Origin of the sequence: Pseudomonas fluorescens (assembly GCF_004683905.1) — a bacterium.
Lineage (GTDB): Bacteria > Pseudomonadota > Gammaproteobacteria > Pseudomonadales > Pseudomonadaceae > Aquipseudomonas > Aquipseudomonas putida_A.
The window spans coordinates 4309181-4329959 of record NZ_CP038438.1; the positions used below are offsets into that span (position 1 = coordinate 4309181).

The 20779-nt window shown below is 60.8% G+C and carries 16 protein-coding genes; 7 read left to right on the forward strand and 9 right to left on the reverse strand.

Translation table 11 applies throughout. From position 1 onward, the window contains the following. The first annotated feature begins 53 nt into the window (after positions 1-53). The 4 genes from ubiG (at position 54) to E4T63_RS19790 (ending at position 3625) form a co-directional block, all read left to right on the forward strand. Positions 54-752 carry a bifunctional 2-polyprenyl-6-hydroxyphenol methylase/3-demethylubiquinol 3-O-methyltransferase UbiG gene (gene ubiG / locus E4T63_RS19775; protein ID WP_096794918.1) on the forward strand — a complete coding sequence of 233 codons (699 nt, stop codon included), beginning with the start codon at positions 54-56 and terminating at the stop codon, positions 750-752. 4 nt (positions 753-756) lie between these two features. Continuing rightward, positions 757-1428 carry an N-acetylmuramic acid 6-phosphate phosphatase MupP gene (gene mupP / locus E4T63_RS19780; protein WP_003226921.1) on the forward strand — a complete coding sequence of 224 codons (672 nt, stop codon included), beginning with the start codon at positions 757-759 and terminating at the stop codon, positions 1426-1428. A 167-nt stretch (positions 1429-1595) separates the two neighbouring features. Then, positions 1596-2336: a YciK family oxidoreductase gene (locus tag E4T63_RS19785; protein ID WP_065257167.1), complete on the forward strand. Its 741-nt coding sequence runs from the start codon at positions 1596-1598 to the stop codon at positions 2334-2336. Positions 2337-2698: 362 nt separating this feature from the next. Then, positions 2699-3625, forward strand: a complete 927-nt coding sequence (locus tag E4T63_RS19790; protein WP_027612413.1) for a GGDEF domain-containing protein — start codon at positions 2699-2701, stop codon at positions 3623-3625. A gap of 138 nt (positions 3626-3763) precedes the next feature. On the opposite strand, the gene E4T63_RS19795 is transcribed toward E4T63_RS19790, so the two are convergent. Beyond that, positions 3764-4525: a TenA family transcriptional regulator gene (locus E4T63_RS19795; protein WP_262924845.1), complete on the reverse strand. Its 762-nt coding sequence runs from the start codon at positions 4523-4525 to the stop codon at positions 3764-3766. A gap of 79 nt (positions 4526-4604) precedes the next feature. Beyond that, on the reverse strand, positions 4605-7064 hold the full coding sequence (locus tag E4T63_RS19800) for an EAL domain-containing protein (protein WP_135296313.1): 2460 nt from the start codon (positions 7062-7064) through the stop codon (positions 4605-4607). A gap of 173 nt (positions 7065-7237) precedes the next feature. Here E4T63_RS19800 and E4T63_RS19805 point away from each other — a divergent pair, with 173 nt between their 5' ends. Next, complete coding sequence (locus E4T63_RS19805; protein ID WP_135296314.1) at positions 7238-11854, forward strand: deaminase domain-containing protein; 4617 nt, start codon at positions 7238-7240, stop codon at positions 11852-11854. On the opposite strand, the gene E4T63_RS19810 is transcribed toward E4T63_RS19805, so the two are convergent. From E4T63_RS19810 to E4T63_RS19830, 5 genes are all read right to left on the reverse strand, one after another. Continuing rightward, positions 11855-13672 (reverse strand): ABC transporter ATP-binding protein, encoded by a 1818-nt coding sequence (locus tag E4T63_RS19810; protein ID WP_135296315.1) that lies wholly within the window; start codon positions 13670-13672, stop codon positions 11855-11857. Further along, positions 13665-14267 (reverse strand): DsbA family protein, encoded by a 603-nt coding sequence (locus tag E4T63_RS19815; RefSeq protein ID WP_177409009.1) that lies wholly within the window; start codon positions 14265-14267, stop codon positions 13665-13667. The genes E4T63_RS19810 and E4T63_RS19815 overlap by 8 nt, the downstream gene beginning before the upstream one ends. Positions 14268-14302: 35 nt before the next feature. Continuing rightward, complete coding sequence (locus E4T63_RS19820; RefSeq protein ID WP_027612407.1) at positions 14303-15244, reverse strand: rhodanese-related sulfurtransferase; 942 nt, start codon at positions 15242-15244, stop codon at positions 14303-14305. Positions 15245-15553: 309 nt separating this feature from the next. Beyond that, complete coding sequence (locus E4T63_RS19825) at positions 15554-15853, reverse strand: BolA family protein (RefSeq protein ID WP_003226935.1); 300 nt, start codon at positions 15851-15853, stop codon at positions 15554-15556. 12 nt (positions 15854-15865) lie between these two features. Further along, positions 15866-16384, reverse strand: coding sequence for a DUF2059 domain-containing protein (locus E4T63_RS19830; RefSeq protein ID WP_003226938.1), 519 nt, complete (start codon positions 16382-16384; stop codon positions 15866-15868). A 193-nt stretch (positions 16385-16577) separates the two neighbouring features. Here E4T63_RS19830 and E4T63_RS19835 point away from each other — a divergent pair, with 193 nt between their 5' ends. Continuing rightward, positions 16578-17972, forward strand: coding sequence for a class II fumarate hydratase (locus tag E4T63_RS19835; protein ID WP_135296316.1), 1395 nt, complete (start codon positions 16578-16580; stop codon positions 17970-17972). A gap of 113 nt (positions 17973-18085) precedes the next feature. On the opposite strand, the gene E4T63_RS19840 is transcribed toward E4T63_RS19835, so the two are convergent. Then, positions 18086-19045 carry a DMT family transporter gene (locus E4T63_RS19840; RefSeq protein ID WP_135296317.1) on the reverse strand — a complete coding sequence of 320 codons (960 nt, stop codon included), beginning with the start codon at positions 19043-19045 and terminating at the stop codon, positions 18086-18088. 209 nt (positions 19046-19254) lie between these two features. On the opposite strand from E4T63_RS19840, the gene E4T63_RS19845 reads away from it, so the two are divergent. Then, positions 19255-19449 carry a DUF6316 family protein gene (locus E4T63_RS19845; RefSeq protein ID WP_115989173.1) on the forward strand — a complete coding sequence of 65 codons (195 nt, stop codon included), beginning with the start codon at positions 19255-19257 and terminating at the stop codon, positions 19447-19449. A gap of 119 nt (positions 19450-19568) precedes the next feature. Here E4T63_RS19845 and E4T63_RS19850 read toward each other — a convergent pair whose 3' ends face one another. Further along, complete coding sequence (locus E4T63_RS19850; RefSeq protein ID WP_135296318.1) at positions 19569-20753, reverse strand: thiolase family protein; 1185 nt, start codon at positions 20751-20753, stop codon at positions 19569-19571. Positions 20754-20779: the final 26 nt, after the last annotated feature.

Here is a 20779-nt window from a genome sequence, read left to right on the forward strand (position 1 = left end):
GCGGAGCAGACTCCGCGGCTACAGCCCCTTTCAAGTTTTTCGAGGAATACATCATGAGCAACGTCGACCACGCCGAAATCGCCAAATTCGAAGCCCTGGCCCATCGCTGGTGGGACCGTGAAAGCGAGTTCAAACCGCTGCACGACATCAACCCGCTGCGCGTCAACTGGATTGACGAGCGAGTCAATCTGGCCGGCAAGAAAGTCCTCGACGTCGGTTGCGGCGGCGGCATCCTCAGCGAAGCCATGGCCCAGCGCGGCGCCACTGTCATGGGCATCGACATGGGCGAAGCGCCACTGGCGGTTGCGCAACTGCATCAGCTGGAGTCCGGGGTCAGCGTCGAATACCGGCAGATCACCGCCGAAGCCCTGGCTGAAGAAATGCCCGAGCAGTTCGACGTGGTCACTTGCCTGGAAATGCTGGAGCACGTACCGGACCCGTCCTCAGTGATCCGCGCCTGCTACCGCATGGTCAAGCCCGGCGGCCAGGTGTTCTTTTCGACCATCAACCGCAACCCGAAGGCGTACCTGTTCGCCATCATCGGCGCCGAATACATCATGAAGCTGCTGCCGCGCGGCACCCACGACTTCAAGAAATTCATCCGCCCGTCCGAGCTGGGCGCCTGGAGCCGCATCGCCGGCCTGACCGTCAAGGACATCATCGGCCTGACCTACAACCCGCTGACCAAGCACTACAAGCTGGCCAGCGACGTTGACGTCAACTACATGATCCAGACCCTGCGCGAGGAATAAGCCGATGGCCATCAGAGCAGTCCTTTTCGATATGGACGGCACCCTGCTCGACACCGCGCCGGACTTCATCGCCATCTGTCAGGCGATGCGCGCGGATCGCGGCTTGCCGCCGATGAACGACAAGCACATCCGCGACGAAATCTCCGGCGGCGCCAAAGCCATGGTCGCGGTGACGTTCTCGATGGACCCGGAATCGCCGGGCTTCGAGGAACTGCGTCAGGAATTCCTCGAGCGTTATCTGGCCGGTTGCGCGGTACACAGCAAGCTGTTCGACGGCATGGGCGAGCTGCTGGCCGACATCGAGCGGGCCAACCTGATCTGGGGCGTGGTCACCAACAAACCGGTGCGGTTCGCCGAGCCGATCATGCAACAGCTGGGGCTGGCCGAGCGCTCGGCGCTGCTGATCTGCCCGGATCACGTGAAGAACAGCAAGCCGGACCCGGAGCCGCTGATCCTCGCGTGCAAAATGCTTGATCTGGATCCGTCGACGGTTTTGTTTGTGGGCGATGATCTGCGCGATATCGAGTCGGGCCGTGATGCCGGCACCAAGACCTGCGCCGTGACCTACGGCTATATCCACCCGGACGACAACCCGCGGCACTGGGGCGCGGATGTGGTGGTGGATCATCCGCTGGAGTTGCGCAAGGTGCTCGACAGCGCGCTGTGCAGCTGCTGAAAACGGCCTTTGTGGCGAGGGGATTTATCCCCGATGGGTTGCGAAGCAGCCCCCGCAATCTTTCAGGTCGATTCGATATGCAGGTTTACGACTGCTTCGCAGCCGGTCGGGGATAAATTCCCTCACCACAAGGAAGCAGGTCTTCATGAATGGATTGTGAGGTTTTTATGTTCGATTACACCGCCCGTCCCGAATTGCTCAAGGATCGGGTCATTCTGGTCACCGGTGCCGGCCGTGGCATCGGTGCGGCTGCCGCGAAAACCTACGCCGCTCACGGCGCCACCGTGCTGCTGCTGGGCAAGACCGAAGCCAATCTGACTCAGGTCTACGACGAGATTGAAGCGGCGGGGCATCCACAACCGGCAGTGATCCCGTTCAACCTCGAGACCGCCCTGCCCCATCAATACGATGAGCTGGCGGCGATGATCGAAACCGAGTTCGGCCACCTCGACGGCCTGCTGCACAACGCCTCGATCATCGGCCCGCGCACGCCGATCGAGCAGCTGTCGGGCGAAAACTTCATGCGTGTCATGCAAGTCAACGTCAACGCCATGTTCATGCTGACCAGCACCCTGCTGCCGCTGCTCAAGCTGTCGCAGGATGCCTCGGTGGTGTTCACCTCCAGCAGCGTCGGACGCAAGGGCCGGGCCTACTGGGGCGCTTACGGAGTATCGAAGTTCGCTACCGAAGGCTTGATGCAAACCCTGGCCGATGAAGTCGATGGCGTGGCACCCGTGCGCTCCAACAGCATCAACCCGGGCGGCACGCGTACCAGCATGCGTGCACAGGCCTATCCGGGAGAAAACCCGCTGAACAATCCGACCCCGGAAGAGATCATGCCGGTGTACCTGTACCTGATGGGCCCGGACAGCGCAGGCATCAATGGCCAGGCATTCAACGCGCAATAACTGCCATACGTCGCTTTTGTTGCCGTGGCGGATTACCGTCGCGGCACGCAATTGCCGCTTCCCACCGTCACACTTCAGTCAAATATCCGCCACCCGCCCTCAAAGCACAAAGCCATCCTGTTGATTCATAAAGGTTTTAATAAACCTGAACCGAATGGCACGACTTTCGCTCTAATTTTCCTCAAAGCATGCCGTGTGAAGGCACTGGGGCAAGGCCGATTTCGATAGCTGACTAATCGTCATCAGGAAGACTAAACTTACGCCAAATGTCCTACGGGACTGATGGATCAGTATGACGCGCAGCCCATAGCCGCTCTCACCCAGCCTGTAAGACAGACTTACTGCTTAGGGGCTCACGCCATATGAAATCACCTTCCCAGACCAATGCAATTGACTTTGACAGTGCCAAATTGCAACGCCTGGGCTTTGGTCAGCTGCCTCCGCTTCTGGAACGCCCGGCCAGCCTGGCGCAATTGCGCCAGCAAATGAGCCTGCAACTGCAAACCAGTCTTGAGCCGCAACGAATCCTCGGTCTGTTTTTCCGCGAAGTTCAGCGTCTTGTGCCGCTGGATGCCTTGAGCTACGTGCATTCGGGCAGCGACTTGCGCCTGGAGTTCGGTGCCCGCGGTCACCATTCGGTCAGCTACAGCCTCAGCCACGAAGGCGAGCATTTGGGCGAACTGGTGTTTCGTCGTAACCAGCGCTTCAGCGAGCAGGATCAGGGCAACCTCGAATCGCTGTTGTCGTCGCTGTTGTTCCCGATGCGCAATGCCCTGCTCTACCGCGCGGCAACACAAAGTGCGCTGCGCGACCCGTTGACCGGAACCGGCAACCGGATCGCCATGGAGCAGACCCTGCAACGCGAGATCGACATGTCCCGCCGGCACCTGCAACCGCTGTCGGTGCTGATGCTCGACATCGACCACTTCAAGCGGGTCAACGACAGTCACGGCCACAGTGCCGGGGATGACGTGCTCAAAGCGGTGGCAGCTTCGATCAAGGGCCAGCTACGCAACGTTGACATGGTGTTTCGCTATGGCGGGGAAGAATTTCTGATCTTGCTGTGCAACACCGGCCGGGAAGCGGCAGCGATGGTCGGCGAGCGTCTGCGCCACGCCGCGCAGACTGCAGAATATTTCGCGGACGGCAAACTGATCGACCTGACCGTGAGCCTTGGCTGCTCGACTCTGTTGCCGGGAGAGTCAGCTGACAGCCTGCTGCGCCGGGCCGACAGTGCGCTGTACGTGGCCAAGCGCGAGGGGCGTAATCGGTTGGCGATGGCGGGTTGAGTCCTTGCAGATACCCAAAAACCACTGTGGGAGCGGGCTTGCTCGCGAAAGCGGTGTGCCAGTCAAACAATTGCTGACTGAAACACCGCTTTCGCGAGCAAGCCCGCTCCCACATTTGCTTTGGCGTTTTGCCGAAAATCAGCTCTCTACAAGTGCCCGGCGTTCACGCCCGTGCAACGCCCGCTCGGCGGTTTCCAGTTGCATGCAACGCTCCAGAAACAGGTACATGTAGTCGTAGCTCTTGCACACCGCTTGGCGCAACTCGGTCTGCAGCGCCTTGCTCGGGTTCATGCCCGCCAGCGTGCAGATGATTTCCAGCGCCTCCCAGGGGTGCGCGTCGTCGTACTGGGCATGCATCTTCAGCCACTTCATTGCACGCTTGCGCTCTTCTTCCGGGAACGCTGCCGCGTACACGCCAGTTGAGCAGACCAGCGCCGACCACTCCCCGGTCGCGCCCTCGATGGCGTAGTTGGTCGCAGCGATGGCGACGATCAGCGAATCCGCCGAACTCGTATGCCAGCACCAGTGACTCAGCGCATGCAGTTCCGGCGGTACTTGCTGGGCCTGCAGATCCTCCAGGCTGACGCCATGCGCGCGACTCCAGTTCAGCCAGTAGTCGGCATGATTGAGTTCGACGCGGATGTTGCGCATCAGCCAGCGGCGCGCCATGTCCTCCCCAGGATGGCGGGCAAACTTGGTTTTGGTCAGGTTCTGCGCCATATACAACGCAAACTGTTCAACTACTGGCCAGCCCCCGATCAAGTACTGGCGCATGGTTTTGGCGCTGAGCTTGTTATCGCGCATGCGCAGGTACAGTTCATGTTCGACAACCCGGCGCTTGCTCTCGCTGCAATCTGCAATGAGCTGTTGTGCCCAGGCAGGATAACTTGCAGCTTCCATGAGTGGTCCGGTTCGGTTGAATGTGTCGATCACTGTTCGGCTCCTTTTGATTTGTGATTGTAAGGATCGGCAAGATATTTCAACGGAACGTGCCAGGCGCCTTGAACAACAGCGGCTGCGGTCTGGCGGGCCGACTTTGCAAACTGTCGCAGGTAAACAACTGCGGGCGTTCGATGACATAACCCTGAGCGTAATCCACCCCGATTTCAAGCAATGCCTGCTCGATCTGGGTTGTTTCAACAAACTCGGCAATTGTCTGCTTACCCATGACATGCCCGATGTGATTGATCACCTCGACCATAGCGCGGTTAATCGGGTCGTCCAGCATATCCTTTACGAAACTCCCGTCGATCTTCAGGAAGTCTACAGGCAAATGTTTCAGATAAGCGAATGAAGACATTCCGGCACAAAAATCATCAAGTGAGAAGTAACAACCTAAGCCTTTGAGTTCATTAATAAATCTAATTGCGCTGCCGAGATTGGCAATGGCGCTGGTTTCAGTAATTTCAAAACAAATCATTTCAGGGGGTATAGCGTAATTAACAAACTGTTCACGCAGAAAGTGCAAGAACGCGTCATCTCCGATAGTAATGCCTGAAAGATTAATCGCACACATTGCCAACGGACCTTCATGTTGTTCGGTAATACATTGGGCAATCACTTTAAAAACATTCTCGACGACCCAACGATCCAGTTGACTCATCAGACCATAACGTTCGGCCGCCGGAATGAAACTGTCCGGCAGGATCATCCGTCCGGCTTCGTCATGCAGACGCAAGAGTATTTCGATGTGCCCCCCGCCATGGGCTGTAGCGCCCAGCGGAGCAATTTCCTGGGCATAAAGGCAGAAGCGGTTTTCCTCTAGCGCCATGTGCAGGCGCTGCACCCAGGCCATTTCGCCGAAGCGCAGCGACAGTTCGGAGTCGTCGGCATGATAGACCTGCACCCGGTTGCGGCCCTTTTCCTTGGCCATGTAGCAAGCCATGTCGGCGGCGCGCAATGACGCCTCGAGGGTGGTCGGGGTCTGGGCGATGTGCACCAGGCCAATGCTCACAGTGGTCAAAAACGGCCGCCCCTTCCACACGAAGTGCAGGTTCTGCACGGTCTGGCGCAGGCTCTCGGCGATTTTCTCGGCGGCATCCGGGGCGCAGTTCTCCAGCAGAATTCCGAACTCGTCGCCGCCCAGCCGCGCGAGGGTGTCGCTCTCGCGCAAGCCCGATTGCAGCAGCGTGCAAATGTGCCGCAGCAACTCATCGCCGGCGGCGTGACCGCAGGTGTCGTTGACCAGTTTGAACTGGTCCAGATCGAGAAACATCAGCGCATGCCGACCGGGCTGGCGCGTCAGGTTGTGCAGGGCCTGTTCCAGGCGATATTCGAACTCGCGGCGGTTGGCCAGACCGGTCAGGGCATCGTGGGTCGCCTGCCACGACAGGTTGGCGATGTATTGCCGTTCCTGAGTCATGTCATGCAGCACCAGCACCGTACCGATAACCTTCTCGGCGTTGCGGATCGGCGCGCCCACCAGCGTCACCGAGACCGTGCTGCCATCCAGGCGCTGAATCAGTTTGGAGTGCTCGCTGCCACCGATCAGTTGCCCGCTGAGAATGTGCTCGATCAGCGTCAGCCCTTCGGTCTGCGCATTGTCATCGAGCAGATTGAACAGCGCTGCCAATGGCAACCCCGCCGCGTGCTCGGACTTCCAGTGCGTCATCGCCTCCGCCGCCGGGTTCATGTAATCGATCGCGCCGTTGACGTCGGTGGTGATCACCCCGTCGCCAATCGATTGCAGGGTGATGTGTGCCCGATCCTTCTCCAGTTGCAGCGCCTGGGCGAAGGCATGCCGCTGCTTGAGCAGTTTGTGGGTGCGCAACAATGCCAGCACGATCAACCCCAGCGCTGTGGCCAGGTTGGTGAACAACAGCAGGCGCAGGATCATCCGCGAGCCTTCACCCAAGGCATCGCTGAATGCCTTGGCCGCCGGCGTCACACCGTCGTTGATGGCAAAGATCTGCGCTTTCCAGTGCTGGATATCAGCCGGTGTCGCGATGTTTCCACTGATGCCCTGATGCATCTCGCGCGCGACATTGTCCAGTTGCACCAGATAGGCGTCGCCGATGGTCCAGCGGTCGATCGCGGTTTCCAGATAGCTGAAATGACGGAAATTGAGGTACAGCCAGATCAGGCTCGACACATCATCGGGATGGTTGCCGCCCTTGAGGATCCCCTCCCGTGCCGCCTGCAGATCCGGTGGATGACGATCCAGCGCCAGACGCAACTGGTGACCGCCCTGAGGCACGGCAATCGCTTCCTTGTATTTGAGAAAGATCGCCTCGTCGCGGCTGTCGGCATACAGGTTCAGGTAATAGATGGCGTCTTTCTGGCCCTTGGACCAGAGACTCTCGCCGGCGACATAGCCGCGAACGGCCGACAGGACGTAAAGACTCACGCCCCCCAATAACGCCTGAAATAACACGACGGCGATAAATGGCCAGACGATGCCCAACAACCGTGGCGTTCCGAGAGTCCTTTTATGCTTCATGAGGTCCTTTGCGCACGCACTGTCATCTTCAAGGGGAGATCGCCAGAGCCAGACAAGGGAGCGACCCCTTCCAGCAAACCAGGACATTTTCAACCGGCGATACGTATGTACCGCACCCGCTGTTCGCCATGCTTCGACACTGACGGCTTTCAATCATTCCAGAGCCGTTTTCCATGCAGTCACCTTCCGCCACGCTGCAACGCCATACTGCCCAACAGAGCGAATACCGCGCAATGATCTCTGCCCTGCGCGCCGTGCTCGACGCATCGACCTCACTGCAGACCTACTACCTCACACCCCAGACACATTCACGCCTGGGTGCAGCCCACGACCAGGCGCAAAACCTTCTGCAAGCACTGTTCGATGACAGCGGCGAACCACAATTGGCGGCCTACCTGCAAACGTCCAGAGGATCATTGCTGCAAGTCGACGCCGCAGCCGGTCACTGCAGCTTTTCCTTCAATCGTCCCGATGGCAGCTGCGCCCGCTTCACCATCGAGGATGTCACCCGGGCCTCCAGCACAATTCAAGAATTTCAGCGAGCGTTGCTGAGTATAGGCGCACACCTGCGTTCCGACAGGCTGCTGCCGTTGTCACAATTGCTGCGTGAGTCCGGGTTCACATTTACGGATGCACAGGACGCCACGGCACTGGCCCGGTTGATCGGCAAGGTCGAAGAACAACGCGCCTGCCACCGACTGAATCTGCGACACCAGCCGGCGCTGACGGGACTGATGAGCGACGATGACAAAGCCGCGATTCACGACCTGATTGGCGACTGGCTTACCGGCAAAACCCTGTCGGCCATCGACAGCCTGGCCAGCGAAGTAACGCCTGCCTTCACCCGCCAGCAACTGGAACAGCAGCCTGCCGCCTGCCTGGATCGCCTGCTCGACACCCCCAAGGCGCGTGACCTGGGCCAGCGCCTGCTGCAGAAACTGCAATGGTATGGCGCGCGACCCGATGAACTGACCGTGCCCGATATCGGCCTGCGTTTACTGCTCGAAGCGTTGTGCCTGTGGTACGAACTGCCCGGCGAAGGCAGCTCGACCGAAGTGGCCGGTTTTGCGCTGGAACAACGCGCTCACTACGGCGCCAGCTACGCCAGCATTCGCCGGGATTTTTTACAGCACCTGGAGGATTCTCACCGAACCTCGTCCCCGACCGAAAAACATCTGCTGGGATGGGTATGCCTGACGCAGTTCGGGCCGGAATTTCAAGTGCGCGACATTCCTGACGACCTGCCGTACGCCAGCTCGGTGGTCTGGGTCAATTTCGTGCATGGCGTGCACCTCGCCCATGCCCTCGATCCACAGTTGCTGGAACATCTGAGCTTTCAGCAACTGGTCGATCTGCCGCTGCACAAAAGCGAAAACGCCAGCACCGACCTGCAAACCCTGATCGCCATGACCCGAGTGGCTGCCGCGCAGACCTGGACACTGGCCACCGGAGCGCCGGCTGCAGCGAACGAGACATCCGGCGATGACGCTGCCCTGCAAGCGCTGGAAGACCACAAGAAGCAAATGAACGCAGCGATCCTGCAACTGGACATCGAGCCGCCACGGCGACTCGCATTGGCAAAACAGCAACTGGACAAGGCGCTGGCCAACGAGCTGTACGATCACACGACGATTCGCCTCAAACGCCACCATCCTTCAACGCCCAACCGTAGCCGACGCAGCATTATCGACACCCCGGATGTGGCATTGCCGACCTGGCCGTTGCTGGAGGTCTATGCCGCTGGCGGGTTGAGCCCCGACACGCGCTGGTACGTCAGCAACGATGGCCGCAGTGCCAGCGAATGGATCAGCCTCAACGCAGCAGGCAAACTGCAAAGCGGTTTTTTCGACACCGGACATCCAGGCCGACGCCTTTCACGGTTTCCGAGCAACTGCACCTTGCCCGAGATCAGGCCCTTGTTCGAGCAGCAGTTCGATGACTATCTGAGCGAGACCCGCGAAGCCTATGAATACCTGATCAAGTCGCTGCTGGTCACACTGCCGTGGCCCGACCGCCGGGCACTGGAGCACGGCGAAGTGCGGATTCACAGCCTCAGGGATCCGACACGGCATATCGAAGCTCACCTGGAGACAGCGGAAAACATCCTGCCGCACCGGGCCCGCATGGGCTTCGTGTTGCAGGCGACGTATCAGGGCCCGCCACAATTCTACGAATGCCTGCCTCGTGCCGGCATCATTCGTAAACGCCCGGATCTGGATGGCACACATGTTGGCGGTCTGTTATTGCCACCCCTGCCGCCCAAACGTGGACGGACCAAGGGCCAGAGCATCAGCCGCATCGTCGCCCGCCGCCTGCCGTTCGATCGAAAAGCACACTGGGACGGTTCGACACCCGCCCCCGACGCCAAATGCGTCGCGATCCTCGAACCGCTGGGCGACTCCCTCCCGGTTTCGATGATCCCGGCGGCCCATCACGACAGTTCGCCGAACCTGACCTTCAGCTCACCGCGCACGGCGCACATCGCCTCGTTCATCGCGACCCGGTTGTTCTATGCCGATGAGCAGGCGCTGCGCAGTGAGGCCTGGGGTGATACCCGTTTCGAGCGCGACAGCCGCAAAAAGCACTGGACTCATGCCCTCAAGGGCTTTATCCCGTTCTGGGGCAGTCTCGAAGACCTGCAGTCGGACAGTCCGGGCAAACGCGCAATGGGCGTACTCGGCCTGCTCCTCGATATCGTCTCGTTCGCGATTCCCTTGGGCAAATTCGTCGCCGGCAGCATTCGCCTCGCGGCCGTGGCCGGGAAAATGGCGATTCGCGTCGCCCTGCCACGCATGGCGCAATTGTCAAAAAACCTGCTGGTTTCGAGCTTGAGAAACCTCAATCCGATGGACGCTTCGCCTGCTTTGCTCAAGCTCGGCGGCCGAGGTGCGATCGGCGCAGTGCGGGCCGTGGCGCATCTGGAACACCGCGCGGTTGCACGTCTGAAAAGGCTGGCCGGCAGAAGCGCTGACTATGACCTGCTGCACAGTCTGCCCCAGGCACTGGATGCCGGGCGCTGGAAAGCGCTGAACCCTGCCGATCATCTGGCCGTGGTCAGAGGCATTGACGATGTGTCGGTGCGCAACGTCGGCGGCTCGCGGCATCACTTGCTCGATCCGCTGTCCGACCGCCCTTATGGGCCGCAGTTGCTCGCACACGAGCATGATTTTTCGCTGGGGCGTTCGCACTACCGCACCGTGAAAAAAACCGACGATCAGATCGATATCGAAGTAGCGCCGAACACCCGCGTCGAGCTTGTCCCCGAGGCTGGCGGACGCACCACGGTCTTGATCGATGATGTGCCCTATCGACTCGACGGCGATGAACTGCGCCGGGTCGAGCTGCTCGATGACAGTCAGCACTGGACGCTGCTGCCGTGCCGGATCCGTCGCGCACCGGGCGCGGGCGACTGCCGCGTCAGCTACATCACCGCAGAACCCGCCCCGACGCCCGCCGTCGGCACCATCGACAAGGAAAAGGGTTACGCGCCATGGTTCGGCGAGCGGGTTTCGGAGCCGGCCACCCTGCCCCGGCGTGACGGAACGTTCCTGGCGGTCGAAGCCAGGCTTTATCAGATCATCGATAACCGCCCGAGGCTGTTCAACGGCGACCTGCGTCGCCTGGGCTTCAATCAAGGCAGGCTGGTACCAAGACAGCAGATTCAAGCCACGCTGCAGTTTCGCAAAGGCATTTATGCGCGGATAAAAACCGGCGGCACCTACGACGACATCAACGATTCACATCAGGTCGGCGCCGTGCTGATGCCGGCCATCGACGACTCGGCCACCCATGTGTTTTTCCGGGTCAACCACCACGAGTACTACCTGGCAACCTTCGCCAAAGGCGAAATCCCCGGCAAGCAGCTGACGTTCAAGCGCCTGGCACCTGCCGAACTGGCCGACGGCACCCTCGGCGCTGAACTGCTGACCGTCTACACCGGCTCGCTGCATGCCAACAACATGGTGCGCATCCATGGTCTGGAATCGGTGCAGCGCGCGATGCAGACCATGGAACAGATCGCGATCCCCATCGGCACCACGGCCATGCCTGCAAACAACATGAAATGGCTGAAGGTCGACACCAGCCCGGGCGAAGCACTGATGTTCGATCACTCGACACGGATGATCGTCACCCGCCTGCCCGAAGGCGCCGTCACCTGGGCGCGCAGCAAGGAAGCGCCGGAAGCCTTTCGGCAGAAAACCGCAGAGATTTTCGACACGTTGTTTCTGTCGCCAACAATCAACCCGGCCAACAGCAACGCGGCCCTGCGCATCGACAGTGCCATGCAGAAACTGCACAACCTGTTGCCTGTGCGTGAGCGGCCGGTCAACGCACGTAACATCGCCTATGCCGAAGTCACCACGACCAGTGGCAAACGGGAGATCTACGTCAGCGTGTCCGGCGCGCAAGGCAGCACCCAGCGCCTGCCGCTGTTTCGCCACATGGGTGCCAATCACGTGCGGATCGGCGACACCACTTACGTCAACATCGACTACAACCCAAGCTTCCCGCGCACCTCGCTGGAGGTCACCGAGCAAGGGCAACTGCTGGCCGTGCCGCTGACCATCAAGGAGCTGAAAACCTATCAGCCGACGCAAACCAGCCGGCCGACCTCGCTGGACAGCGAAAGCAAACTGATCAGCGTGCTGCGCGAGAAATATCCCGACCCGACAGAGATCCGCGCGGTCGACATCGCAACAACGATGCGCCCGTGCGAATCCTGTTCGGTGGTGATGAAGCAGTTCGGCCATGACGGCGGCGAGGCGGTGTTACAAGTGCTGTGGGGCTGATTACAGGCGCTGCAGATGGCCGTAGAGTTTGGCGTAGAGGCCGCCATCGGCGATCAGTTGCTGGTGGTCGCCATCCTCGGCCACTTGCCCGCCATCGAACACCAGCACCCGATCCGCCTGGTTCACCGCCGACAGGCGATGGGCAATGATCAGCGTGGTGCGGCCATTGAGGAAGCGCGCCATGGCCTGATGCAGGTTGTATTCGGTGGCAGCGTCGAGGGCTGAAGTGGCTTCGTCGAGAATCACCACTTTCGGCTCGGCGAGGATCATCCGCGCAATCGCCAGACGCTGACGCTGACCACCGGACAGACGCACGCCGGAACGTCCGACGATGCTGTCGAGACCGTCCGGCAGCGCCCGGATGGTCGCCTCCAACTGAGCGATTTCCAGCGCCTGCCAGCAGGCTTCGTCACTGCGGGTGCGGCCCATGGTCAGATTGGCGCGGACGGTGTCGTTGAACAGCGCCGGATGCTGCAGCACCACCGCGACGTTTTCACGAATCAGCTCCAGACCGATTTCCTGTTGGGTCGAACCGCCGAAACGGATAGTCCCGGACAACGGCGTGTACAGCCCTAACAACAGTTGCACCAAAGTGCTTTTGCCGCCGCCGCTGGCGCCGACAATCGCGACTTTCTCACCGGGGGCAATGGACAGGTTCATCTGATCCACCACCAGCTCATCGCCGTAACCGAAGCTCAGCCCCTGCACCTCGATACCCACGGTTTCGCGACCCTTGAACGGATCGACGCCGCCCGGGTATTGCGGCTCGTCGGCCCGCGCCAGCAGTTCGTTGATCCGCGCCAGTGCGCCACCCGCCGCGTAGTAGGCGTATTGCAGATTGAGCAGTTGTTCGACCGGGCCGATCATGAACCACAGGTAGCTGAACACCGCGAGCATCTGGCCGATCGACAGGTCGGAGAACAGCACCGTGAGCATCGCCGCCGCGCGGAAGATGTCGATGCCGAACTGGAACAGCAGACCACTGGCGCGGTTCGACGCATCGGTCTTCCACTGCGAGTTGACCGCATAGTTACGCACTTCCTGCGCGCGCAAGCCGAGTCGCCCGAGGAAGAAACCCTGACGGTTGCCGGCGCGCACTTCCTGGATCGCATCGAGGGTTTCGCTCAAGGCCTGAGTGAAACGCGAGGTGCTGTCGTTCTCCAGTTTCTTCAGGTGCTTGACCCGTTTGCCCAATTGCACCGTGGCGTAGATCACCAATGGATTGAACAGCAGGATCAGCAGCGCCAGTTTCCAGTGCATCCACATCAGGATGCTCGCGGTGCCGACCAGGGTCAGCATCGCCACCAGAAAACGACTGAGGGTTTCGCCGACAAATTTGTCGAGGGTGTCGAGGTCAGTGACCAGATGGGTGGTCACGGTGCCGCTGCCGAGGCTTTCGTATTCGCCGAGGGAAATCCTTTTCAGGCGCTCGATCAGCCGCACGCGAATGCGGTAGACGATGTCCTTGGCCAGCCGCGCAAACAGCCGCGCCTGCAACACGCCAAAGCACAGGGCACTGCAACGCAGGGTCAGAGTGACCACCAGCATCAGGCCGATATAGCCCGCCGCCTGTTGCCACATCGACGGCAACACATGGTTCATGACTTTCAACGCAGCGTCGCCATGCCCGAGCAGGACTTCGTCCACCAGCAATGGCAGCAGCAACGGAATCGGCACGCTGCACAGCGTCGCCAGCACGGCCACGCCGTTGGCGATCCACAGGGATTTCTTGTGATGTAGCGCCAGACGCCGGACTTCTGCCCAGCTCAGCCGGTCGACACGCTTTACGGCTGGCGTGTCATCGGCCAGGTCAGGCACAGGCGGCGCGCTCCAGCCAGCGACCAAGCAGCGGCGAGAGTTCGCTGAGCGGTTGATAGCCGTTGGTCAACAGCGCCAGTTGGCCGTTGCGCTCGGCGAGCAGGGTCGGGAACCCGGCGATGCCCAGATCCTGCACCCAGCTGAAATCAGCCTGAGTCGCCTTGTGCTGATCGGCATGATCGAACAGCGCGGCAAACTCGATACGCGGCACGCCGGCCTGTTCGGCCAGTTCGACCAACACACTGGCCTGGGTGACATCGCGGCCTTCAGCGTAAAACGCCTGCTGGATCAGGCCGACCAGCGTCCACGCGCAATCCGGCGCCAGGCTGCGCGCGGTGACGATTGCCCGACAGGCCGGCTCGGTGTCGTAGACAAAACCGTCGGGCAACGCCCCGTCGAACTTGAACGGCTGACCGGTAGCCTCGTTGACCGCTTGCCAGTGCTCGAGGATGTAGCGCCGCGTAGTCGGTTCCAGCGCCGCACCGCTACCGGTGCGCAACCCGCCGACCACCAGGTGCAACTCCACCCCGGCTGCCTGCGCCTGCTCGACCAATGCCTTGGCAACCGGGGCGAACCCCCAGCACCAGGAACACATCGGATCCATCACATAGAGCAGGCGCGCAGTCATGATCAGGCCTCGGTGGATGCTTGTTTATAGTTGTAGCCGATCGGGTGCGGCATGTTGCGCGCCTTGGCCAGTTCGATCTGCTTCTGCCGATCGATGGCGCTGCGGCGGGTTTTCTCGCTCAGTTTGTCCCAGCAATGCGGGCAGCTGATGCCGGCCACGTAGTGCTCGGAGGCGCGATCTTCAACACTGACCGGTGTGCGGCAGGCATGACATTGATCGTAGTCGCCTTCGCTGAGGTCGTGACGCACGGTCACCCGGTTGTCGAACACGAAGCAGTCACCCTGCCACTTGGTTTCTTCCTGCGGCACCTCTTCGAGGTACTTCAGGATGCCGCCCTTGAGGTGGTAAACCTCTTCGAACCCCTCACCCAGCATGTAGCTGGAGGCTTTCTCGCAGCGAATGCCGCCGGTGCAGAACATCGCGACCTTCTTGTGCACGGCCGGGTCGAAGTGTTCTTTGATGTAGTCGGGGAATTCGCGAAAACTGGTGGTTTTCGGATCGATGGCGCCTTCGAAGGTGCCGATCGCCACTTCGTAGTCGTTGCGGGTGTCGATCAGCAGCACTTCCGGGTCGCTGATCAGCGCGTTCCAGTCCTGCGGCTCAACGTAGGTGCCGACCTTTTTGTTCGGGTCCACGCCTTCGACGCCAAGGGTGACGATCTCTTTCTTCAACTTGACCTTGGTGCGGTAGAACGGCTGCTCGTCGCAGTACGACTCTTTGTGGTCGATGTCGATCATGCGCGGGTCGTTCTTCAGCCAGGCGAGCAGGCCGTCGATGCCTTCGCGGCTGCCGGACACGGTGCCGTTGATGCCTTCTTCGGCGATCAGCAGAGTGCCTTTGATGCCATTGTCGACCATCGCTTGCAGCAGGGGCTCGCGCAGGTCAACGTAATCTTCGAGGGTGACGAACTTATACAGTGCCGCCACGACAATCGGTTGTGTCATGGGTATTTCTCCAGGTGGCTACCCTCGCAAAGGGTGAACCGGATTCAAAAAAAACGCGCCGGGTGAGCGGCGCGTCGCGGATTCTAGCAAAAACAGGATCGTTATAGGATGTGCCGAGAACTCTGTGGCGAGGGGATTTATCCCCGATGGGCTGCGAAGCGGCCCCAAAACCCGCGAATGCAGTCTCTCAGGGATACCGCATTCTGTGGGTTTACGACTGCTGCGCAGCCGATCGAGGCGGTGCGACGTTTCGCTAAATCACCTCGCCACAAAAGCTCCCACACCACAAAAAGCCCGTTACATCCAAAGTCAGTGTTTGCTACCGCCGGCACAGGTCGGCGACGCCGGAGCGGCGCCCACTTCTGCCCATTCCTGCGGGGTGTAGGTGTGCAGCGCCAACGCATGGAACTCGCCCATCAGCTCGCCAAGCGTGCCGTAGACTTTCTGGTGGCGCTTGACCCGGTTCAGGCCTTCGAACTGCGCGCTGACCACCACTGCCTTGAAGTGCGTCTGTAACCCGCGACTGTGCATGTGGCTTTCGTCCAGCACTTGCAGATGCTCAGGCTGCAGCAGGCCCAGCGTCGATTCGATGCGTTGTTGCATGGTCATCACGAACTCCGCTTACTTCTTCTTGGCCGGCGCAGCGCCTTTCGGTGCCAGCTCGTTGGTCATGTCGTCGAGCAGCTTGTTGACGACAGGCACGGCGCTTTCCAGCTTGGCCTGAGTCATCTGGGCCGATTGCTGGGTCAGCTGCGGCATTTTCTCCAGGACTTTCTTGCCCAGTGGCGACTGGTAAAACGCGACCAGGTCTTTGAGCTCCGATTCGCTGAAGTTGCTGGTGTAGAGCTTGACCATGTCAGGCTTGAGCTTGTTCCAGCCGATGGCCTGGTCCAGGGCGGCATTGGCCTTGGCCTGGTAGGTTTCCAGTACGGCTTTCTTGGATTCCGGGGCTTTGGTCTGTTCAAAACGCTGAGCGAACATTTGCTGCACTTGCATGTACACCGGAGTGCCCAGCTTGTCAGCGTGCGCCAGGGTCAGGAAAGCTTCAGCACTGGCGTTGTGGCTGGCGGTATCGGCAAGCACCTGGCCGCTGGCGCAAACCAGTGCAACCGCGGTGCAGATGGCACGAAGACGAGTCATCGAGTTTCCTTTTCAGCTAGGCGAGGTAAAACCCCAAGGGCGACCATTCTGCGCCTAAAAAACCTCGTGGCTCAACCCCCGAGCCTTGCCGCGCTTGATTGCCCGGGTTTTACCGGTCAACAATCGGTTCGAGGGAACCACCTGGGCCTGACCGGGCCTAAACTGCGCAAACGAACCAACAGGAGTGTGCACGATGAGCCGTATCGAAACCGACAGCCTGGGCCAGATCGAAGTCCCGGACGACGCCTACTGGGGTGCTCAGACGCAACGCTCGCTGATCAACTTCGCTATTGGTCAGGAACGCATGCCGCTGCCGGTACTGCACGCCCTGGCCCTGATCAAGAAAGCCGCTGCCCGGGTCAACGACCGCAACGGCGACCTGCCCGCCGACATTGCCCGCCTGATCGAACAAACCGCCGACGAAGTGCTCGACGGTCAGCATGACGACCAGTTTCCGCTGGTGGTCTGGCAGACCGGCAGCGGCACCCAGAGCAACATGAACGTCAACGAAGTGATCGCCGGCCGTGCCAACGAACTGGCCGGCAATCCGCGCGGCGGCAAAACGCCGGTGCACCCCAACGATCACGTCAATCGCTCGCAAAGCTCCAACGACTGCTTCCCCACCGCCATGAGCATCGCCACTGCCAAAGCCGTGCAGGAGCAATTGCTGCCGGCGATCGCCGAGCTGTCCGGCGGCCTGGCCGAATTGGCCGCACGGCACATGAAACTGGTGAAGACCGGCCGCACGCACATGATGGACGCGACGCCGATCACCTTCGGTCAGGAGCTATCGGGGTTTATAGCGCAGCTGGATTACGCCGAACGGGCGATCCGCGCGGCACTGCCGGCGGTGTGTGAACTGGCGCAGGGCGGCACTGCCGTCGGCACCGGCCTGAATTCGCCGCACGGCTTTGGCGAAGCGATTGCCGCGGAACTCGCCGCGCTGTCCGGTCTGCCGTTCGTCACCGCGCCGAACAAGTTTGCCGCGCTGGCCGGGCATGAGCCGCTGACCAGCCTGTCCGGCGCCCTGAAGACCCTCGCCGTGGCGCTGATGAAAATCGCCAACGACCTCCGTCTACTCGGCTCCGGCCCTCGCGCAGGCTTGGCCGAAGTCAAGCTGCCGGCCAACGAGCCGGGCAGTTCGATCATGCCCGGCAAGGTCAACCCTACCCAGTGCGAAGCGCTGTCGATGCTGGCCTGCCAGGTGTTGGGCAACGACGTCACCATCGGCATTGCGGCGAGTCAGGGTCACCTGCAACTGAACGTGTACAAACCGGTGATCATCCACAATGTGCTGCAATCGATCCGCCTGCTCGCCGACGGTTGTAGCAACTTCCAGCAGCACTGCATCGCCGGTCTTGAACCGGACGCGCAGGTCATGGCCCAGCACCTGGAACGCGGTCTGATGCTGGTGACCGCGCTGAATCCGCACATCGGTTACGACAAGTCGGCGGAAATCGCCAAGAAGGCTTACGGTGAGGGCTTGACCTTGCGCGAGGCGGCGCTGCAGCTGGGGTATCTGACCGATGAAGAGTTCGATGCCTGGGTGCGGCCGGAGAACATGATTGAGGCTGGCGCCAAGGGCTGAGATTTGTAGCGCCTGACAGGCCGCCTTCGCGAGCAAGCTCGCTCCCACATTTTGATCGGTGTACGCCGCACCAATGTGGGAGCGAGCTTGCTCGCGAATGGGAGCAGCGCGGTCTAACTGGCTGCAATGCGCATCCGCCGCGCCTTCAACCCGGCAATCAGCGACGGCCCCAACGCCACCAGCGCCGACCCCAGCACCACCAGCACCGCCCCGCCATAACCCAGCCCATTGATCTGCTCGGCATGCACATATTCCGGCCACACCCCGGCGACAATCGCCACCGCGCCAAAGGTCACCAACGGCGTGATCGCCAGCGTCGCACTGACCCGTGACGCTTCCCAATGCGCCAGCGCCTCGGCAAATGCACCGTAGGCAATCAGCGTGTTCATGCAGCACACCAGCAACAGCCAACCCTGCACCGGGCTCAGTTCCAGTGCTTCGAGCGGATGCACCCACGGCGTCAGCAACAGCGCGCAGAACAGGTAGATCACCATCATCACCTGCAGCGAATTCCACACCGTGAGCAATTGCTTCTGTCCCAGTGCGTAGAAGGTCCAGACTGTCGAGGCCAACAGCACCAGCAACACGCCGGCGGTGTAGTCCGACAATGAGGTGAGCAGTTCAGCCAGACGCTGATTGAAGAACAGCACAAAGCCGATCAGCAGCACCGCCAGGCCAATGCCCTGACCGATACTGAAGCGCTCCTTGAACACAAACAGGCTGGCGATCAGCAACATGATCGGCCCCATCTGCACCACCAACTGCGCGGTGCCGGGGCTGAGCAGGTTAAGGCCCATCAGGTACAGCACGTAGTTGCCCACCAGCCCGAGCACCGCCATCAGCACCAGCCAGCCACCCCGGGGGCCGAGCACCTTGCGGCTCGGCAGGCGGCGCGTGGCCGCCAGGTAGATGAACAGGCAGCCGCCGGAGACCAACAGGCGAAACCAGGTCACCGTGATCGGGTCCATCACCAGCAGCACCTGCTTGAGTTTGATCGGCAGGATGCCCCACAAAAACGCCGTCAGCAGCGCCAGGAACAGACCGTAGACCCAGCGACCGGATGAAATGTGCATGCGAACCCCAATGCCTGCTGACGAGAGCGATCATTCTAGGCCCGCCGACAGACGCAACACAGGGACAGTTCGGGCCAGGCCGCGAATGAAACTGTGCAGGTCGCAGCATTAAATTGACGCTTTGCCGTTGATCGGCTGACGAAGCGCGCCAAGTGCTTCAGGCATAAGCTGATTGGATCCCTGCAACGGATCAATCAAGGAGCCGGATCATGTACGGAATGCGCGCCGATGACAGCGCCCCCGCCACGCACTTTCGCAGCGACCGGTTGTGCCGGGTCAATGGCGAACTGTTTTTCAGCACGCGGGAGAACACCCTTGAGGGGCCGTTCGATTCCCCGGATAAGGCTGAGCAGGAAATTCAGGCGTATATCGCGCGGATGCAGCTTCTGGATTCCAACCGATGAACCGAGTTGATGCCTTCGCGAGCAAGCTCGCTCCCACATTCTGATCGGTGTACGCCGTACCAATGTGGGAGCGAGCTTGCTCGCGAAGGCGTCCTGACAGTCAATACAAATCTGCAGGTTTAACGAACAGCCTCAAACAACCCCGTCGCCCCCATCCCGCCCCCCACGCACATGGTCACGATGCCGTAACGCAAATTACGCCGCTGCAACTCACGCACCAGATGCCCGACCTGCCGCGAACCGGTCATGCCGAACGGGTGGCCGATGGAAATCGAGCCGCCGTTGACGTTGTATTTGTCGTTGTCGATCTCCAGCCGATCGCGGGCATACAGGCATTGCGAAGCAAACGCCTCGTTCAGCTCCCACAGATCGATATCCGCCACCTGCAAGCCTTTGGCCTTGAGCAGTTTCGGCACCGAGAACACCGGGCCGATGCCCATTTCGTCCGGCTCGCAACCGGCGACGGTGAAACCACGGAAAAACGCCTTCGGCTTGAGCCCCAGTTGCAGGGCTTTTTCCAGGCTCATCACCAGGGTCATCGACGCGCCGTCGGACAACTGCGATGAGTTACCGGCCGTCACTGAACCGTCCTCGGCAAACACCGGTTTCAGTCCGGCGAGACTTTCGTAAGTGGTGTCCGGGCGGTTGCAATCGTCGTGATCGACGATGCCATCGAGGGTCTGCACCTCACCACTGTTCTTGTCCTCGACCCGGTACTTGACCGCCATCGGCACAATTTCATCATTGAACAGCCCGGCCGCCTGCGCCTGGGCAGTGCGCAGCTGGCTTTGCAGCGCGTAACGATCCTGGGCCTCGCGGCTGACGTCGTAACGGCGCGCAACCACTTCGGCGGTCTGGCCCATGGTGTAGTAGATGCCCGGCACCTGCTGCTTGAGCAACGGGTTGATCAGGTGGTCGATGTTGACGCTTTTCAGGGTCAGACTGATTGATTCGACGCCGCCGGCGACAATGATGTCGCTGCAACCGGAGGCGATCTGGTTGGCGGCAATCGCAATCGCCTGCAACCCCGAAGAACAGAAACGGTTGAGGGTCATGCCGGCCACGCCGGTGCCCAGCCGCGACAGCACCGCCACGTTGCGGCCGATGTTGTAACCCTGCGCGCCCTCGTTGGAGCCGGCGCCGACAATGCAGTCCTCGACGCTGGCCGGGTCGATGTCATTGCGCGACAGCAGCGCGTTGACGCAATGGGCCGCCATGTCGTCGGGGCGGGTCTGGTTGAACTTGCCGCGAAAGGACTTGGCCAGGCCGGTCCGCACGCTGTCGACGATCACCACTTCACGCATGGCATACCTCAATTGTTGTTGTCGGA

What these genes read in the sequence shown, in the direction of transcription:
- ubiG (WP_096794918.1), top strand. Translation starts at nt 54, where the DNA reads ATGAGCAACGTCGACCACGCCGAAATCGCCAAATTCGAAGCCCTGGCC.
- mupP (WP_003226921.1), top strand. Translation starts at nt 757, where the DNA reads ATGGCCATCAGAGCAGTCCTTTTCGATATGGACGGCACCCTGCTCGAC.
- E4T63_RS19785 (WP_065257167.1), top strand. Translation starts at nt 1,596, where the DNA reads ATGTTCGATTACACCGCCCGTCCCGAATTGCTCAAGGATCGGGTCATT.
- E4T63_RS19790 (WP_027612413.1), top strand. Translation starts at nt 2,699, where the DNA reads ATGAAATCACCTTCCCAGACCAATGCAATTGACTTTGACAGTGCCAAA.
- E4T63_RS19795 (WP_262924845.1), bottom strand. Translation starts at nt 4,525, where the DNA reads ATGGAAGCTGCAAGTTATCCTGCCTGGGCACAACAGCTCATTGCAGAT.
- E4T63_RS19800 (WP_135296313.1), bottom strand. Translation starts at nt 7,064, where the DNA reads ATGAAGCATAAAAGGACTCTCGGAACGCCACGGTTGTTGGGCATCGTC.
- E4T63_RS19805 (WP_135296314.1), top strand. Translation starts at nt 7,238, where the DNA reads ATGCAGTCACCTTCCGCCACGCTGCAACGCCATACTGCCCAACAGAGC.
- E4T63_RS19815 (WP_177409009.1), bottom strand. Translation starts at nt 14,267, where the DNA reads ATGTGTTCCTGGTGCTGGGGGTTCGCCCCGGTTGCCAAGGCATTGGTC.
- E4T63_RS19820 (WP_027612407.1), bottom strand. Translation starts at nt 15,244, where the DNA reads ATGACACAACCGATTGTCGTGGCGGCACTGTATAAGTTCGTCACCCTC.
- E4T63_RS19825 (WP_003226935.1), bottom strand. Translation starts at nt 15,853, where the DNA reads ATGACCATGCAACAACGCATCGAATCGACGCTGGGCCTGCTGCAGCCT.
- E4T63_RS19830 (WP_003226938.1), bottom strand. Translation starts at nt 16,384, where the DNA reads ATGACTCGTCTTCGTGCCATCTGCACCGCGGTTGCACTGGTTTGCGCC.
- E4T63_RS19835 (WP_135296316.1), top strand. Translation starts at nt 16,578, where the DNA reads ATGAGCCGTATCGAAACCGACAGCCTGGGCCAGATCGAAGTCCCGGAC.
- E4T63_RS19840 (WP_135296317.1), bottom strand. Translation starts at nt 19,045, where the DNA reads ATGCACATTTCATCCGGTCGCTGGGTCTACGGTCTGTTCCTGGCGCTG.
- E4T63_RS19845 (WP_115989173.1), top strand. Translation starts at nt 19,255, where the DNA reads ATGTACGGAATGCGCGCCGATGACAGCGCCCCCGCCACGCACTTTCGC.
- E4T63_RS19850 (WP_135296318.1), bottom strand. Translation starts at nt 20,753, where the DNA reads ATGCGTGAAGTGGTGATCGTCGACAGCGTGCGGACCGGCCTGGCCAAG.